The 17,370-nt window shown below is 74.1% G+C and carries 8 protein-coding genes; all 8 read right to left on the bottom strand.

Translation table 11 applies throughout. From position 1 onward, the window contains the following. Window positions 1-213: 213 nt before the first annotated feature. The 8 genes from ACZ6YG_RS02495 to ACZ6YG_RS02460 all read right to left on the bottom strand — a co-directional run bounded on the left by ACZ6YG_RS02495 (window position 214) and on the right by ACZ6YG_RS02460 (window position 17,356). A complete protein-coding gene (locus ACZ6YG_RS02495) occupies window positions 214-1,410 on the bottom strand; it encodes a M16 family metallopeptidase (protein ID WP_466017013.1) in 1,197 nt (398 codons plus the stop codon). Further along, entirely contained in the window at window positions 1,407-2,519 is a 1,113-nt protein-coding gene (locus tag ACZ6YG_RS02490) for a hypothetical protein (protein ID WP_466017012.1), read from the bottom strand. The genes ACZ6YG_RS02495 and ACZ6YG_RS02490 overlap by 4 nt, the downstream gene beginning before the upstream one ends. Next, entirely contained in the window at window positions 2,516-3,247 is a 732-nt protein-coding gene (locus ACZ6YG_RS02485) for a class I SAM-dependent DNA methyltransferase (protein WP_148030377.1), read from the bottom strand. The genes ACZ6YG_RS02490 and ACZ6YG_RS02485 overlap by 4 nt, the downstream gene beginning before the upstream one ends. Window positions 3,248-3,334: 87 nt before the next feature. Continuing rightward, complete coding sequence (locus ACZ6YG_RS02480) at window positions 3,335-5,224, bottom strand: RiPP maturation radical SAM C-methyltransferase (protein WP_466017011.1); 1,890 nt, start codon at window positions 5,222-5,224, stop codon at window positions 3,335-3,337. After that, entirely contained in the window at window positions 5,217-5,723 is a 507-nt protein-coding gene (locus tag ACZ6YG_RS02475; protein ID WP_148030375.1) for a flavin reductase family protein, read from the bottom strand. Before ACZ6YG_RS02475 ends, ACZ6YG_RS02480 begins: the two co-directional genes overlap by 8 nt. After that, window positions 5,720-7,255, bottom strand: a complete 1,536-nt coding sequence (locus ACZ6YG_RS02470; RefSeq protein ID WP_148030374.1) for a tryptophan halogenase family protein — start codon at window positions 7,253-7,255, stop codon at window positions 5,720-5,722. The genes ACZ6YG_RS02475 and ACZ6YG_RS02470 overlap by 4 nt, the downstream gene beginning before the upstream one ends. Continuing rightward, complete coding sequence (locus ACZ6YG_RS02465) at window positions 7,255-7,428, bottom strand: MbtH family protein (protein WP_148030373.1); 174 nt, start codon at window positions 7,426-7,428, stop codon at window positions 7,255-7,257. The genes ACZ6YG_RS02470 and ACZ6YG_RS02465 overlap by 1 nt, the downstream gene beginning before the upstream one ends. 4 nt (window positions 7,429-7,432) lie before the next feature. Continuing rightward, window positions 7,433-17,356, bottom strand: coding sequence for a non-ribosomal peptide synthetase (locus tag ACZ6YG_RS02460; RefSeq protein ID WP_466017010.1), 9,924 nt, complete (start codon window positions 17,354-17,356; stop codon window positions 7,433-7,435). Window positions 17,357-17,370: the final 14 nt, after the last annotated feature.

The raw sequence follows: 17,370 nt of genomic DNA, 5'->3' as shown, positions 1-17,370 counted from the left end.
CGTCTCACTTTCTCCGGAGCTTGGGACGACGGACGACGAAATGGCGCCGGTCCATGTTTTCCTGCCTCATTTCCTGGTCAGCTTGGGGCGAAGACTGACTCGACGCTGCCGGTCCATTTCTCTCCTTTCCACACGGCGATTTCCTGGGCCCCATGGTCGCTGTTTCCCGCAGCCTTCTCGCGGGCCGCCGCGTTTGTTGGCAGCAAGACGCCATTACGCGCCGCCCGCGGTCGCCACGGCGAGCGGGCCAGGGATCTCGGCCAGGCCGGGCCCGCGCACCGCCTCCATCGCCGCGAGCTCGTCGGCGAGGGTCCAGTGGGGGGTGCCCGCCACCAGGGCGTGCTTGCCGTACAGCAGGACCTCTTCCAGCGACTGCTCCGCTTCCAGCCGCAGCAGCCCGGCCGCGCGCCTGGCGGCCCGCGTCACCTCCGCCTCCGTCCAGCGCGGCTCGGCGAGCAGTTCCGTCGCGCGGTCGACGACCTCGTCCAGATGTTCGGGCGCGGTGGCGAGGAAGACCCGCCAGGTCCCCGCGTCGCGGTAGGGGGCCACCATCGGCCACAGCTCGTAGCAGAGCCCCCGCCGGTTGCGCAGCTCCTCGGTGAGCAGCGCCGAGCTGGCCCCGGCCAGCAGCTCCATCAGCACGGGCCAGCGGTGGCGCAGCGGATCCCGGTACGCGGCCGCCGGGCCGCCCAGCACCACCCCGGTGGTGTCGGCGTTCAGCCGCAGCGCTTCGCGCCCGCCGCCCCAGGCGGGCGGCTCGCCGGGATCGCTCTCCTGCCACGGCGGCAGCGCGGCCAGCGGTCCCTTGTCCAGGACGCGCAGCAGGTCGTCGGGGTCGGCGCCGCCGCACACCACCACGCCGGCCGAGCCGAGGAAGCGCCGGTGATGGTCGCGCAGCGCGTCCAGCTCCAGCCTGCCGACCTCCTCGATCGTCCCGCCGACCGGCCTGCCCAGCGGGTGGCCCGGATAGGCCAGCCCGAAGAAGATGTCGTGGACCACGTCCAGGGGGTCCGCCGCGGCCAGCCGCAGCTCCTCTTGGACGACCTTGCGCTCGGCCTCCAGCACCGGCGCGCTCAGCTCGGGCTCGGCCAGGGCGCGGGCCAGGATGTCCAGCGCCGCGGCCGCCTCCTCGCTCGGCACCCGCGCGTACAGGACCAGATGCTCACGGCTGGTGATCGCGTTCGCCTCGCCGCCGAGATCCTCCAGCAGGTCGATCACCCGCTCCCCGCCGGCCGACGGGACCTGCATCAGGATGTGCTCAAGCAGGTGGGTGCCGCCCTCGACGCCGGGCCGCTCGTGCCGGGAACCGGCGCGCAGCCACACGCTGACCGTGGTCACCGCGGCGCCGGGCCGATGCGCCAGCCAGGCGGGCGCCGCGCCGCGCTCGGCGACGTGGACCGGGCGGCTCACAGCGCGCCCACCGGCTCAGCCCCGGCCAGCAGGTCCTCGTCCACCTCAGTCCCGTGGACCAGGATGAACCGTCCCACCGGCGTGTGCGCCCACATCGCCCCGCCGTACTCACGCAGCGTCAGCACGTCCGCACGCTCGCCGCCCTCGACCGGCAGCGCGAAGAGGATCAGCCCCGCCTCCAGCGCGGCCCGCGGGCTCAGCCGTTCCAGGATCGCCGTTCCCGGCCTGCGCAGCTGCAGCGTCGTGGCCGCCAGGCGGAGCGGCCGGCGCAGCGCCCTCAGCACCCTGGCGCGCCGCCGCGACCGGCTCTGCCGGACCTGCGCCCGGCGCTCGCCCGGCAGGTCCGGCACGTCGAACGGGCTCTGCCGCAGCAGCCGCGCCAGCTCGGCGTACTCGGGCCAGAGCTCCGCCGCGCCGACCGCCGGCGCGCACCGGGCGAGCGTGGCCTCGTCCGCGCCGCCGAGCAGCAGCGCGGCGTCGATCAGGTCCCTGACCCGGTAGGGCTGCTCGAACCGCTCGTACAACAGTGCCAGGAGGTTCTTGACCACCGGGTCCGCCGGCGCCTCCGTGCGGTGCGGCGCCGCGATCCCGTCGCCGATGTAGGCGAGCGTGCTCAGCTCGATCCCGTACGGCAGGGCGTACGGATCATCCGGCAGGCGTCGCAGGCTGACGATCACCTGGGTCGCGCCGCCGAGCCTGACGAACGAGGCGGTGTGCATCGACCAGCCCTCGGCGAGCAGCCACCCGGTCAGCGCCCACAGCCGGTCGCGGTCGGGTATCCAGAGGTCGAGGTCGTTCATGTACCTGAGCAGGCCACCCGGATAGCGGTCGGCGAACTCCAGCCCCTTGAGCGAGACGGGCCGGTCCGGCAGGCGCGCCCACTGGTCGCGGTAGAAGGCCATCCGGCCGCGCTGCTGCTCCAGCTCGTGCGCCAGGGCCGGGCTGAGCCGCCGCCCCTCGCTCTCCCAGGCGCTGAGCAGCGTCGCCACCAGAGAGGGCTGCTCGCGCCTGGCGGCGTAGAGCACCTCGCCGGGCGTCTCCAGCTCCTGGCCGGTGATCAGCTCAAGGGTCGCGACCACCTGCTCCGCGCTGACGACGGGCCCGTTCATGCCGGCCTGCGCAGGCACCACACGGCCGTCGAGGAACCGGGCGCGAGCGGCTCGCCGGTGAACCCGGCGTGCGCGCTCTCCACCTCCCAGCCCGTCTCGCCCGCCCACCGCTCGATCTCGGCCATGGTCAGGAAGCACATCCGGATCGGCGGGAAGTAGCGCCGGTCCACCACCCGGCGCTCGTCGAGCGCTTCGAGCAGCCCGATCATCTCCACCTCCAGCCCCTGCTTGTCCAGCATGCGGGTGACCTCCCACACGGCCCGCCGCTCGTCCCAGACCCGCAGCCTGGGCACGCCGTCCCGGGCCTTCTGCCGCTCGGGGCGCGGCTGGACGACCTCGAAGGCGAGCCGCCCGCCCGGCAGGGCGTTGCGGAACGCGCAGGCCAGCGCGTCGCGGACGGCCCCGCGCGGCAGATGGTTGAGGGTGTTCTGGCCGCAGTACTGCAGCGCCACCGGCTCGGGCAGCTCGCAGGCCGCCAGGTCTGCCTGGATCAGCCGGACGCCGTCGCCCAGCCGCTCGCGGGCCGCGCGCAGCATCGCCGCCGAGACGTCCACCCCGACCCGGGGTTTGAGCTCGGCGGCCAACCGGCCCGCGCCGATGCCGAGATCGGCGACGGACCCGTCCGCACTGCCGGTCAGCCGCTGGTAGTAGGCGATCTCCCGTGGATCGGCGCCGCCCATCGCGGTCCAGGCGAGGTAGAGCTCCGCCCAGTGGTCGAAGTCGTGCATCACGCTCTCCGGTGTCGGGACTTCGATCACATCACCGGGCCCGCAGGCCCGGCGGGCCCGGCCGCGTGACTGGCACAAAGATGCCGTCTAGCCGGTCGTCAGCACGAGCGGCCGGCGGCGGGAGCTGACCAGTGAGCGCCGCGGCCGGGGCATCGGATCGGTCCCGGTCTCGGCCAGCACCAGGCTCATCGCCCGCTCCCCCTCGGTGAAGATCAGGCCGCGCTCGCGCAGCTCGCCGAGGTGCCCGGCCTGCTCGGGGGTCAGGCGGTCCACGCGGGTGGGGCGTTCGAGGACGAGCAGCGTGCGCGCCACCGCCTCGTCCAGCGCGTACCGGGACGCCGTCCCCGGGCGGGAGTCGCGCACGAACCACGACCCGGCCTCCTCCTCCAGCCGCAGGACGGGCGGGTCGCCGTCCTCCCAGCCGCGTGACCAGTCGGCCACGGCCGCGGTGAGCGGGCGGATCCACCTGGCCACGCCGATCATGTACGGTGCGACGGCCCGGTCGTTGAAGTAGTAGGCCAGCCGGCTCAGCGACTCCTCGGGGAAGGGGTAGGTGAGCCGGTAGTGGTCCACCGGGTGCAGGTCGAGGCCGAAGTCGCCGGCCTGGTTGAAGTAGGGGCTGTAGCGGTCGAACCGTACCGGGAAGACGCCTTCCGGCGGCGGCAGGTGGGCCAGCGACGGCAGGTCGTCGAGATACTTGGCGAAGGTCGACTCCGGCTCGCCGGGGAAGCCGATGAGCAGGTTCCACGCCGGGGCGATGCCGTACCGCACGCAGTTCTTCAGCAGCTGGATGTTCTGGAACGCCGAGGAGCCCTTCTTCATCAGTTTCAGCGTGCCCGTCGACAGCGCCTCGATGCCGGGCTGGATCCGGTCGACGCCGGCCCTGGCCATCTCGCTCATGTCCTGCTGGTCGAGGCCGACCTTGACCTCGTAGAAGATCGACGCGCCGGAGGGCGGCCGCAGCCGGGGCAGGACCTCGGTGAGGTACTCCAGCGGCATGATGTTGTCCGTGCAGGAGTAGACGGTGCACCAGGGCGCGTACTCGAAGAGCCGCTCGAACTGGGCGACGGCCCGGTCCGGCGCCATCGCGCGATAGGCCATGCCCTGCCCGTTGAGCCCGCAGAACGTGCAGTGCGAGCGCTCACCCCACCAGCAGCCGCGCGAGGTCTCGAAGAACAGGATCGGCTCGACCTTGTCCTCGACGGCCGCGGTCAGCTCGTCGAAGGACGAGACGAACGAGGCGTAGTCGGGCTCCAGGCAGTCGTCGATGTCGGTGTCGGCGCCGATGGCCCGCCGGTAGCGATCCTCCTGGCAGTTGCGCCGCGACACGACGCCGGGGATGCGGTGCGGGGTCTCCTCGTCGCCGTCGATCACCGCGCGCAGGAAGCGGGGGAAGCTCCGCAGGGCGGGGCCCGAGAAGGCGTAGTCGAGCTGACCGGCGTGCTCCACGAGGGCCGCGCCCATCGGCGCCTCGCAGTTGGCGCCGCCCATGACCGTGACGGTGCCGGGCGAGCGCTCCTTGACGACGGCCGCCATGGCCAGGCTGGGCACGGTCTGCATGAACATCGAGCTGAACCCGACCACGTCGGCCTCGGCCAGCCGGTACTTCTCCGCCAGGTGGGCGCAGAACTCGCCCAGCCGCTCGCGGTGCCGCATCAGCCGGGCCCGCAGAGCCGCGTGCGCGGGGCCGGCGAAGTAGCGGCTGAAGTACTCCTCGCCGTTGTCGGGCGCGTCCGGGAAGGCGACCTGGCCGAAGAGCCAGTCGCCGATGCCGGCGACGTGGTGCTCCATGCCCTCGGCGACGGCGTCGTACAGCTCGGCGCCGAAGAAGCGCACCACGTCGTGGTTGAGGTAGCAGACCCGTACTCTGGCCTCGTCGCCGAAGTCGCGCTGCACCAGCGAGGAGAGCTGGCTCAGCGCGAACGACGGCCGCCTGCGGTCGGCGAACGGCATGTTGACCAGGGCGATGTCAAGCACGAAGGGTCCTTTCCGCGTCCCGGTGCCACGTGGCGTATTCCCGGAAGCCGTACATGAGCGGGGATTCGGGGTCACTGGCGATGTCGACCACCCGGCCGAGCACGACCGCGTGGTCCCCGACGGTCAGGACCTGCTCCACCGCGCACTCCGCCCAGCCGTGCAGGTCCTCCTCCAGCCGGGGCAGCCGCCGCGGTCCCGCGGGAGCCCACCGGATTGCGGAGAACCGGTCGGCGGTGAGCGACGAGAACAGCTCGGCGGCCGGCCGCGACCTGGCGGGCAGCAGGTTGACGCCGAATCCGCCGGCGTCGACGGTGGCCGCCAGGGTGCGGCTGTGCACGTTCATGCTGACCAGCAGCGTCGGCGGGGTGAGCGTGACGCTGATCAGCGAGGAGCAGGTGAGCCCGCAGGGTTCGCCGTCCGAGCTCATCGCCGTCACCACCGCCACGCCCGTCGGATAGGCGCTCATGAACGCGCGGCAGGACTCGGCGAGCGGGGTCAACGCAAGCTCGTCAGGTACTCGTGGGCGGCGGGCAGCGCCGCCGCCATCCGCTGGGCCCCGGCGCGCAGGTCGGCGAACTCCGCCCTGGCCCCCGCGGGGTCGAGATGGGCGAGCGCGGGGCGCGGGCCGGGCTTGTAGTGGCCCAGGCCGAGCAGCATCGTGATCCACGAGTAGAGCTCGAACCCGTGGTAGTAGGGGTAGATCGTGCTCTCGTCCGGGAGCCGGGTGGCCGCGACCGGCAGGAACCCGGCCAGCCACTCCGGGATCGGGCGGACCTTCGTCTCCTTCCAGAACGGCGTGTCGGCGCGGGCGGCGGCGCGGTAGTGCAGCACCAGGAACTCCCGCACCCCGTCGATCACCCTGGCGACCCTGTCGTTGTAGCCGTCGATCAGGCGCGGCTCCCACCGCTCGTCGGGGAAGTGCTTGACCAGCTGCTCGATGGCGTGCTGGATGAAGAAGATGCCGGTCGACTCCAGGGGTTCGACGAACCCGCTGGACAGGCCGACCGCGACGCAGTTGCCGACCCAGGAACGCTCGTTGCGGCCGATCCGCATCCGGATGTGGTTGGCCTCCAGGTCGTCGCGGCCGGGTGCGGCGAAGGCGCGCAGCGTGCGCTCGGCCTCCTCCGGGGAGCAGTACTCGTCGGAGTAGACGTAGCCGGTGCCGTTGCGGCCGTAGAGCGGGATGGTCCAGATCCAGCCCGCGTCCATGGCCGTCGCCGTGGTGTACGGGTTGATCAGCTCCTGCTCCTCGCGCGGGACGCGGAGCGCGACGGCGCGGTTGTTGGGCAGCACGTCGGTGAAGGAGCGGAAGCGCTCGCCGAGCGTCTGGTTGATCAGCAGGCCACGGAAGCCGGTGCAGTCGACGAAGAGCTGCCCGGTCACGTCGCCGTGCTCCTTGGTGGAGACGTGGCTGATCCAGCCCCGCTCGTCCCGGCCGACCGCGGTGACGTCGTCGAGCACGTGGCGCACGCCGCCCCGTACGCCGATGCCGGTGAGGTAGGCGGCGAGCTGCGCGGCGTCGAAGTGGTAGGCGTACGGGAACTGGGCCCGCTGCTCGTCCAGGGTGGAGCGGCCCAGCGAGCCGTCCAGCCCGGAGGCGAAGAGGCTTCCGTCGAGGAGCCTCGGCGAGCGCCGGGCCTCGCACAGCCACGGGGTGAGGTAGCAGTGCCGGTCGAACGGCTCGGCCGCGCCGTTCAGTTGCAGGTGCCAGTCGGCGAGGGTGAACCCGTTGCTCACCCGCAGCCGCTCGAACGGGTGGTAGAAGTGGGTGCCGTCGCCGCGCCAGTTCTGGAAGCGGATGGCCAGCTTGTAGGAGGCGGAGCACTGCGGCATCCACTCCCGCTCGTCGAGGCCGAGATAGTCGAAGAAGTGGCGGACGGTGCTGAAGGTCGCCTCGCCCACCCCGATGGTGGGGATTCGGGGCGATTCGACCAGGGTGACGGAGACCCGGTCGCCGAAGGCCCTCTTGAGGTAGGTGGCGGTCATCCAGCCCGCGGTCCCGCCGCCCACGATCACCACGTCGTTGATCATCAGTGCTGTCCTCTCAGGCTGAGCGGCCGCATGTCGGTCCAGATGGCCGAGATGTGCTCCAGACACTCCTCACGGCTGCCGCGGACCCCCTCGTCGGTCCAGCCGGCGGGATTGTCGCGGCCCTCGGGCCAGACGGAGTACTGCTCCTCGTGGTTGACGACGACTTTGAACATCGCTTCATGCCTCCCGGCAGTGTCCGGCCACGATCGGCCCGATCAGGGCCATCGCCTCGGCCCTGGCCATGGCGTCGTGGTCGCAGTCGATCTCGTGTACGGCCAGCCGTCCCGCCACGTGCGGCGCCCAGATCCCGGCCGCCGACAGCCCGGCCGGCCAGGTCCGGGTGGCGACGAACAGGTGAGCGTCGCCGTCGTAGCGGCCGGGCCGGTGGGTGTCGAGCAGCTTGGAGTTGCGCAGCACGGTCTCCGTCATCGACGCGACGAGCTCCTCGTCGAGGTCGGCCGCGTAGCCGACGGAGTCCATGAGCAGGGCGCGGGCCTCGGCGGCGTCCTCGATGCCCGGCCGCTCCGCGCCCGAGAAGGCGGGATAGCCGTCGAGCAGGGCCAGCAGCCCGACCTCACCCGGCAGCCGCTCGGCCATGGCGTGCGCCACCAGGCCGCCGAACGACCAGCCGAGCAGGTGGTAGGGCCCTTCCGGCCGCACGCGGCGGATGACCTCCAGGTAGCGCTCGGCCATCTCGGCCACCGAGCCGGGCTGGTCGGGTCCGGTGGCCTGCAGGCCGTAGACCGGCCGGTCCGGCTCGATGTGCGGCAGCAGACTGCTGTAGCACCAGCTGACGCCGCCGACCGGATGCACGCAGAACAGCGGCGGCAGCGTGCCCGAGGGCCGCAGCGGCAGCAGCACGTCGAACGGGTCGTCGCCGGCGCCGCCGCCGGACAGGCGCTCGGTCAGTTCGGCCACCGTGGGCGCGGCGAACAGGTCGCGGATGCTGAGCGAGGCGCCGAGCGTCGAACGCACCCTGCTGATCAGCCGGGCGGCCAGGATGGAGTGGCCGCCGGCGGCGAAGAAGTTGTCGTCGACCCCGAGTTCCGGCCGCTCCAGGACCTCGGTGAACAGGCCGAGCAGGGTGTGCTCGCGCGGGGTGCGCGGCGGCCTGTGCCCGGTGCGCGGCGGTTCCGGCAGCGCCCGGCGGTCGAGCTTGCCGTTGGCGTTGAGCGGCAGCTCGGGCAGCGGCAGGTAGGCGGCGGGCAGCATGTGGGTCGGCAGGTGGGCCAGGGCGTGGCTGTGCAGCCGCGCCGGGTCCGCGTGCTCGGGGGTCACGTAGGCCACGAGCTGGTCGTCGCGGACGATGACCGCCGCCTGGGCGACGCCGGGCGCCTGCCCGAGCGTGTTCTCGATCTCGGCCAGCTCGATGCGGTGGCCGCGCAGTTTGACCTGGTTGTCGGCCCGGCCGACGAACTCCAGCGCGCCGTCGGCCCGCCGCCTGGCCTGGTCGCCCGTGCGGTACCAGCGCCGCCCGCCGGGGGCGGCCACGAAGCGCTGGGCGGTCAGGCCCGGCCGGCCGAGGTAGCCGCGGCCGACGCCGGGGCCGCCGATGTACAGCTCGCCGCGCACGCCGGGCGGCACCGGCAGCAGGTTGTCGTCGAGCAGCAGCACCTCGGTGTTGGCCAGCGGGTGGCCGATCAGCGGGATGTCGCCGTCGCGCACCCGGTATCCGGTGCTGTCGTTGGTGCACTCGGTCTGGCCGTAGTAGTTGTAGCTGTCGGTGACGGGCGCTTCCCGCATCGACCGCCACAGCCCCGCCGAGACCGCCTCGCCGCCGACCATCAGCGCCTTCGGGTGGTGCCTGCCCGGCGCGAACAGCCCGGCGGCGACCAGTTGCTCCATGAAGACGGGGGTGAGGTCGACGAAGCCGATGCGGTGCACGTCGATGTAGTCGACCAGGTCCTCCGGCGTCCGGCGGGTGACGTCGTCGATGACGTGCAGCTCGTGGCCGTCCATCAGCCACAGCATCGAGTCCCACGAGGTGTCGAAGGTCAGCGGCACCACGAAGCCGATGCGCAGCCGCTCGCCGCGGGCCGCGGTGAACAGCCCGTGCCGGTGCGCGCCGAGCAGGTGTGCCAGGCCGCGGTGTTCCAGCACCACGCCCTTGGGCCGCCCGGTGGAGCCGGAGGTGTAGATGACGTAGGCGGCGTGCCCGGGGCGCGGCGGCGTGCCCGGGTCGTGGCCGGGGCCGTCGGGCACCTCCTCCAGCAGCGCGGTCCGCTCGTACGGCACCGCGCTCTCCCGCGTGGCCAGCACCAGCAGCGGTCGCGCGTCGTCCAGCGTGTAGGCGATGCGCTCCGCCGGGTGCTCCAGGTCCAGCGGCAGGTAGGCGGCGCCCGCCTTCAGCACGCCCAGCACCGCCGCGATCATCTCGGCGCCCCGGGGCAGCGCCAGCGCGATCAGCTGCTCCGGTCCCGCGCCCCGGGCGCGGAGGTGGTGGGCGATGGCGTTGGCCCGGCGGTTGAGCTCGGCGAAGCTCCACCGGCGGTCACCCGCCACGACGGCGACGGCGTCCGGGGTCCTGGCGGCCTGCCGTGCGAAGCTCTCCGGCACGGTCAGCTCCGGCGGCTCGATCCGGGGACCGCGCGAGCGGGCGAACTCCAGCTCCAGCTCGTCGAACGTGAGCACGGGCAGCGCCCCGACGCGGGTGCCCGGGTCCTCGACGGCGGCCTCCAGCAGGCGCAGCAGGCGCTCGGCCATGGACTCGGCTGTCGAGCGGTCGAACAGGTCGACGGCGTACTCCAGGTAGGCGTCCATCCCCTCGGGGCGGCCGCACTCGTCGTAGCGCTCGATGACGTCGAGGGTCAGGTCGTAGTCCGCGGTGCCGTGCCGTACCGGCTCGTGGGCCGAGCGCACGCCGGGGAAGGACAGGTCGGCGGCGGCGTTGTTCTGGAAGACCAGCAGCACCTGGAAGAGTGGGAAGCGGGCGAGCGTCCTGGTCGGGTTGACCGCCTCGACGACCCGCTCGAACGGGGTCTCCTGGTGCTCGTAGGCGGCCAGGTTCGCGTGCCGCACCCGGGCGAGCAGCTCGCCGAAGCTCGGGTCGCCCGAGGTGTCGGTGCGCAGCACCAGCGTGTTGATGAAGCAGCCGACCAGGTCGTCGAGACTCTCGTCCGTACGGCCGGCCACCGCGGTGCCGATCGGGATGTCGCTCCCCGCGCCCAGCCGGGTGAGCAGCGCGGCGAGCGCCGCCTGCGTGACCATGAAGAGGCTGACGCCGTGCTCGCGCGCCACCTCGGCCATGCGCCCGTGCACCCCGGCGGGGATGGTGAAGGGCACGGTGTCGCCGCGGTAGCTGGCGATCGCCGGGCGCGGCCGGTCCGTGGGCAGCTCCAGCTGGTCGGGCAGGCCCTCCAGGGTGGTGCGCCAGAAGTCCAGGTGGTCGTCGCCCGGGTCCTGCCAGAGCGCGAAGTCGGCGTAGCGCACGGGCAGCGGCCGCCAGCCGGGAGCCCGGTTCTCCAGCCTGGCGCGGTAGGCCTCGGCCAGGTCGCGCGCGAGCGGCGCCATCGACCAGCCGTCGCAGGCGATGTGGTGCACGACCAGGAGCAGCACGTACTCGTCCGCCGCCGGCTGGAAGAGCCTGGCGCGCAGCGGCGTCTCGCGGGTCAGGTCGAAGCCCTGCGAGGCGACGTCGGTCAGCAGGCCGGGCAGGTCGTCCTCGGTGACCGGCTCGGGGGCCAGGCCGAGGACGGCGGGGGCGAGAATCCGCTGGTACGGACCGCTGGCGTCCTCGGGGAAGACGGTGCGGAGCGGCTCGTGCCTGGCCACCACGTCGGTGAGCGCGGCGGCCAGCGCGGTGGTGGCCAGCGGCCCGCGCAGCCGCAGGCAGGTGAGCGTGTTCTGGGCGTGGTCGCCCGCGTCCTCCAGCCGGTTCAGGAACCACAGGCGGCGCTGGGTGAAGGACAGCGGCAGCCGGTCAGGCCTGGCCATCGGGCGCAGCGCGGGCCTGGCGTCCTCGCGCAGCACCTCCGCCAGCCCCGCCACGGTCGGATGGTCGAACAGGTCGCGGATGGTCAGCGTCGCGCTCAGCGCGCCGCGGATGCGGCTGATCAGCCGGGTGGCCAGGATGGAGTGGCCGCCGTTGGCGAAGAAGTCGTCGTCGATGCCCAGGTGGGTGGCGTTGAGCGTGTCGTTGAACAGCCGCAGCAGCGTCTCCTCGCGCGGCGTGCGGGGCGGCCGGTGCCGGGTGGCCGGCGGCTCGGGCAGGGCGGCCTTGTCGAGCTTGCCGTTGGGGGTGAGAGGCAGCGCGTCCAGCGGCAGGATCGCCGCGGGCAGCAGGTGGGTGGGCAGCTGGGTGCGGGCGTGCGCCATGACGGCGGCCGGGTTGGCGCGGGCGGGCACGACGTAGGCGATCAGCTGGTCGCCCCGGGAGATCACCGCCGCCGAGGTGACGCCGGGCGCCCGGCCCAGCGCGTGCTCGATCTCGGCCGGTTCGATGCGGTGACCGCGCAGCTTGATCTGGTCGTCGGCGCGGCCGAGGAACTCCAGCGCGCCGCCGGGCAGCCGCCGGGCCAGGTCGCCGGTCCGGTAGAGGCGGGCGCCGCCGTGCCAGGCGACGAAGCGCGCCGCGGTCAGCCCCGGCCTGCCGAGGTAGCCGCGGCCGACGCCGGGGCCGCCGACGTACAGCTCGCCGCGGCTTCCGGGGGGCACCGGCTGGAGGGCGGCGTCCAGCAGGTGCGCCTGGACGCGGGGCAGCGGGTGGCCGATGAGCATCGTGCCCGGCTCGCAGCGCCAGGCGGTCGCGTCGACGGTCACCTCGCTGGGACCGTACGCGTTGATCATCGTGCGGCCGGTGGACCACCACTCCATCAGCCCGGCCGGGCAGCCCTCGCCGCCGACGACGAGCACGCGCAGGTCGGGGAACGGCTCGCGCGGCACGGTGGCCAGGATCGCGGGCGGCACGTGGGCCAGGCTGACCCGCTGCTCCCGCAGGAAGGCGCCGAGCTCCTCGCCGGTGTACGTGGCCGGCGCGACCACCAGGCAGCCGCCGCGCGTGAACGCCGTCGCCAGTTCGGAGACCATCACGTCGAAACCGGGAGAGACGAGCTGCAGCACCCGGTGCGCGGGCCCGCCCGCGGCGTCCAGCCGCTCGCCCAGGTTGGCCGTCAGGTTCGCCAGACCGCGATGCTCCAGCACGACGCCCTTGGGGGTGCCGGTGGAGCCCGAGGTGTAGACGACGTAGGCCGCCGTCTCCGGCGTCAGCGGCGTGCCCGGGTCGTGGTCGGGCCCGCCGCCCAGTTCCTCCACCAGCAGTCTGCGCTCGTACGGCACGTCCGCCGCGCGGCAGGTGAGCAGGAGCCCGGGCCGGGCGTCGCGCAGCGTCGACGCGACGCGCTCGGCGGGGTGGCTCACGTCGAGCGGCAGGTAGGCGGCGCCGGCCTTGAGCACGCCCAGGATGGCGGCGATCAGCTCGGCCGAGCGCGGCAGGGCGAGCGCGACGACGCTCTCCGGTCCGGCGCCCGCCGCGATCAGGTGGTGGGCGATCCGGTTGGCCTCGCGGTCGAGCTCGGCGTAGGTCCACGTGGCCGTTCCGGCGACGAGCGCCGGGGCGTCCGGCGTACGCGCGACATGGCCGGAGAAGACGTGCGGCAGCGGTTCGGGGTCCGCGTCGCGGCGGGGGCCCTCCGCCCAGCCGCTCTCCTCGGCGCTGAGCAGCGGCAGCCGCGAGACCGGCTCGGCCGGGCCGGCGACGGCCGCGCCGAGCAGCCGCGTCAGCCGGGCCGCCATCGCCTCGGCCGTCGGCCGGTCGAACTGCTCGCACGCGTAGTGCAGCGCGCCGTGCAGCCTGCCGCCGGTCTCGTGCACGGCGAAGGTCAGGTCGAACTGGGCTGTGGGCACCCGGGTGTCCAGCCGCTCCACGTCCAGGCCGGGCAGCGTCCAGACGTCGCGGCGCTCCTCCTTGGAGTAGGTGACCAGCACGTCGAACAGCGGGTTGCGGCCGGGCACGCGCACCGGGTTGAGCCGCTCGACGATGCGCTCGAACGGGGTGTCCTGGTGGGCGAACGCCTCCAGGACGGTCCGCCTGGTGCGCCGCAGCAGCTCGGCGAAGTCAGGGTCGCCCGTGGTGTCGCCGCGCAGCACCAGGGTGTTGACGAAGAAGCCGATCAGCGGCTCGGTGGCGGGGTGGTCGCGGCCGGTGACCGGGGTGCCCACGGCGACGTCGTGCCGGCCGGTCAGCCGCGACAGCAGCGCGTGCACGGCGGCGAGCAGCACCATGTAGACGGTGACGCCGTGCTCGCGGGCGAGCCGGTGCATGCCGTCGGTCGGCAGGTCGAGCGGGACGTGGTCGCCGTGTCCCGCGACCGTGTGCGAGCGCGGCCGGTCGGCGGGCAGGTCGAGTGGTTCCAGGCCGGCCAGCCGGGCCGTCCAGTGCTCCAGGCTTCCCGGCTCGGCCGCGGACCGCTGGTGGACGGCGTGGTCGGCGTACTGGACGTCGAGTCTCGGCAGCTCGCGGCCCTGGTAGAGGGCGGCCAGCTCGTCCCACAGGACGGGCAGCGACCAGCCGTCGCAGGCGATGTGGTGGAAGACCAGCAGCAGCAGGTGCGCGCCGTCCGGCTCGCGGTGCAGCCTGGCCCGCAGCACGGGTCCGTGCTCCAGGTCGAAGGGCCGCTCCAGGGCGTCGTCGAGCCCGTCGCCCAGCTCGACAGGGGCGGGCGGGTCGATGACCTGGCGGGGCCGGCCGTCGGTCTCGACGTAGCGGGTGCGGAGGATCTCGTGCCTGGCGACGACGCCGCTGAGCGCGCGGGCGAGGGCGGCCCGGTCGAGCGGGCCGCGCAGCCGTACCGAGACCGGCATGTTGTAGGCGGTGCTGCCGGGCGCGAGTTTCCACAGGAACCAGAGCCGTTCCTGCGCGAACGACAGCGGCAGCGCGCTCTCGCGCGGTGCCGGCTCGATCGGGGCGGGCGCCGGGCGGGCGGCGGCGACGCGGGCGGCCATGGCGGCCACGGTCGGCGCCTCGAAGACGGTGGTGACCGGGAGGTCGGCGCCGAGCTCCTGCCGCAGCGCGAACCGGAGCCGCGTGGCGAGCATGGAGTGGCCGCCGAGGTCGAAGAAGTCGTCGTGCGCGCCGATCTCGGCGCCGGGAGTGCCGTCGAGGTCGAGCACGCGCCGCCAGATCGCGGCCACGGCCACCTCCAGCTCCGTGCGCGGCGCCTCGTAGGCGGCCCGCCTGCCCTGCGTCCCCGGGCCCGGGTCCGGCAGGCGCGAGCGGTCGACCTTGCCGCTCAGCGTGCGCGGCAGCTCGTCCACCAGGACCACGGACGACAGCCACATCGGCCGCGGCAGCCGCTCGTTGCAGAAGTCGCGCAGCGCGGCGGCGTCCGCTGCGCCGTCCGGCACGGCGTAGCCGACCAGGCGGTGGTCACGCCCGTCCGGCCAGGCCAGCACGTGGCAGTCGGCCACCGCGGGATGCGCGCGCAGGACGGCGCGCACCTCGCCGGGCTCCACCCGGTGCCCGCGGATCTTCACCTGGTCGTCGTCACGGCCGAGGAACTCGATGCTGCCGTCGGGCAGCCGCCGCCCTCTGTCTCCCGTCCGGTACAGGCGTGAGCCGGGCGTCGCGGCGAACGGGTCGGGCACGAAGCTCGCTGCGGTCGCGGCGGGCTGGTTCGCGTAGCCGCGCGCGACGCCGGGGCCGCCGACGTGCAGCTCGCCCACGACGCCGATCGGCACCTGGCGGCCGTGTTCGTCGAGCACGTGGACGGCGGTGTTGGCGGCGGCGAGGCCGACGGGCACGATCCCCGAGACGGTGCGGGCGCCCCGGCGCGCCTCGTGGATGGTGCTGTCGATGGTGGTCTCGGTGGCGCCCCACGCGTTCAGCACCCGCACCCGGGGGCCGAACGTCGCCATGAGGGCGTCGCAGTCGGCCACCGGCAGGGCGTCGCCGCCGGAGACCAGCAGCCGCAGCTCGGGCAGCTCCGGTCCGCCGGCCGCCACGTGTCCCGCCAGGCCGTGCAGGACGGCGGGGATGCTGTCGAACGCCTCGATCCGCTCGGCGGCCAGCGCGCCGGCCAGCGCGGCCGGGTCGAGCGCCAGGGCGCGCGGCGCGATCACCAGGCTCGCTCCGAAGGTCAGGCTCCTGACCACGTCACCGAGGAAGACGTCGAAGGACGGGCTGGCGACCGTCAGCCAGCGGCGGACCGCGAGCTCGCGGGCGGCCCAGTCGGCCCGGAGGTTGGCCAGGCCCCTCCTGGTGCCCATGACGCCCTTGGGCGTGCCGGTCGAGCCCGAGGTGTGGATGACGTAGGCCAGCGCGTCGGGGTGCACCCGCCGTCCGGGCCGGTGCGCGGGCCGCCCGGCCGCCCCGGCGACGTCGGCGACGCGCCACGGCCCCGGCGGGACGTCCGCGCCGAAGCCGGGTCCGGTCAGCACGACCGCGGGGGCGACCCCGGCGAACATGGCGGCCAGCCGGTCCGCGGGCTGGTCGGGGTCGACGGGGAAGAAGGCGGCGCCCGCCTTGAGCACAGCCAGTGGGGCGATCACCGAGTCTGGGCCGCGGCCCACACAGACCGCCACCACGTCGTCGATCCCGGCGCCGAGCTCGGCGATCAGGTGGGCGAGCCGGTTGGCCCGCTCCTCCACCTGGCCGTAGGTCAGCCGCTCCGCGCCGCACACCAGGGCCAGGTCGCCGGGCGCGGCGTCGGCACAGGCCTCGAAGCTCGCCTCCAGCCCGGTCTCCGGGTCGAAGGCGAGCCCGGTGGAGTTCCATCCGGCCAGCCGCCGCCGTTCGGCCTCGCTGATCAGGTCGTACGCGGAGACGGGCCGGTCGGGGTCGGCCGCGGCCTGCCGCAGCAGCTCGGCCAGCCGGCCGGCCAGGCGCTCGGCGGTGCCCGGGTCGAACAGCTCCGCGTCGTACTCCAGCGTGCCCGCGAAGGAGTCGTCCAGGCTGAAGGTCAGGTCGAACAGGGCGCCGCCGCCGTCGCACGGGTACGGCTCCACCGCCAGCCCGCCGAGCTCGGGCCGCGCGCCCGCCGCGTCGCTGTCGCCGGTGACCATGACGTCGAACAGCGGGTTGCGCCCGGCCTCGCGCACCGGGTTGAGCCGCTCGACGACGCGCTCGAACGGGATGTGCTGGTGGGCGAAGGCGTTCAGGACGCTTTCCTTGGTCCTGGCCAGCAGCTCGCGGAAGGTGGGGTCGCCGGCCGTGCCGGTCCTGACGACCAGCGTGTTGACGAAGAAGCCGATCAGCGGCGCGACGTCCTGCCGATCCCGTCCCGCCGTGGGGGTGCCCACGGCGATGTCGTGCTGACCGGTCACCCGCGACAGCAGTGCCTGGACCGCGGCGAGCAGCACCATGAACGGGGTCGAGCCGTTCCGCCTGGCCAGCTCGCGCAGCCGCGCGGCGCTGTCGTCAGGCACCCGGACCGGCACGAGCTGCCCCCGGTGGGCGGGTTCCGGCGGGCGCGGCCGGTCCAGCGGCAGGGCCAGTTCCTCCACCCCGGCCAGCTGGCCGCACCAGTGGTCCAGCCCGTCGCCGCCGGACTCGGCACGCTGGCGGTGGGCGTGGTCGGCGTACTGGATCTCCAGCGCGGGCAGGTCCTGGCCGCGGTAGAGCGCGTCCAGCTCCCGCCACAGGATGGGCAGCGACCAGCCGTCGGCGGCGATGTGGTGGATGACCAGGAGGAGCACGTGGTCGTCCGGCGCCAGCCTGAACAGCGTGGCGCGCAGCACCGGACCGCGCTCCAGGTCGAACGGGGCCGCGCACTCCCGGTCGGCCAGCCGGCGCAGCTCGCCCTCCGTCACCGGGACGACCGGCAGCCCGACAGGGGCGGCGGGGTCGACGACCTGGGCGGGCACGCCGCCCTCCGCGACGTAGCGGGTGCGCAGGATCTCGTGCCTGGCCACCACCCCGTCGACCGCCCGGCCCAGCGCCTCGGCGTCGAGCGGGCCGCGCAGCCGTACCGCGGCGGGGGCGTTGTAGGCGGAGCTGTCCGGCGCCATGGACCACAGGAACCACAGCCGTTCCTGCGCGAAGGAGAGGGCCGGCGGCTCCCCGGTGCGCGGCGCGCGCGGCCGCCGCTCGCCTGCCAGCCGCTCCAGCAGGAGCTTGCGCCGCTCCGGCGGCAGCTGCGCGATCCGCGCGGCGAAGGTCTCCGACATGCGTGCGGGTCCTC

It is taken from the genome of Nonomuraea sp. NPDC054003 (assembly GCF_055585125.1).
This window is presented reverse-complemented; position numbering and strand designations above follow the sequence as displayed.

What these genes read in the sequence shown, in the direction of transcription:
- ACZ6YG_RS02470 (WP_148030374.1), bottom strand. Translation starts at nt 7,255, where the DNA reads ATGATCAACGACGTGGTGATCGTGGGCGGCGGGACCGCGGGCTGGATG.
- ACZ6YG_RS02460 (WP_466017010.1), bottom strand. Translation starts at nt 17,356, where the DNA reads ATGTCGGAGACCTTCGCCGCGCGGATCGCGCAGCTGCCGCCGGAGCGG.
- ACZ6YG_RS02485 (WP_148030377.1), bottom strand. Translation starts at nt 3,247, where the DNA reads ATGCACGACTTCGACCACTGGGCGGAGCTCTACCTCGCCTGGACCGCG.
- ACZ6YG_RS02465 (WP_148030373.1), bottom strand. Translation starts at nt 7,428, where the DNA reads ATGTTCAAAGTCGTCGTCAACCACGAGGAGCAGTACTCCGTCTGGCCC.
- ACZ6YG_RS02490 (WP_466017012.1), bottom strand. Translation starts at nt 2,519, where the DNA reads ATGAACGGGCCCGTCGTCAGCGCGGAGCAGGTGGTCGCGACCCTTGAG.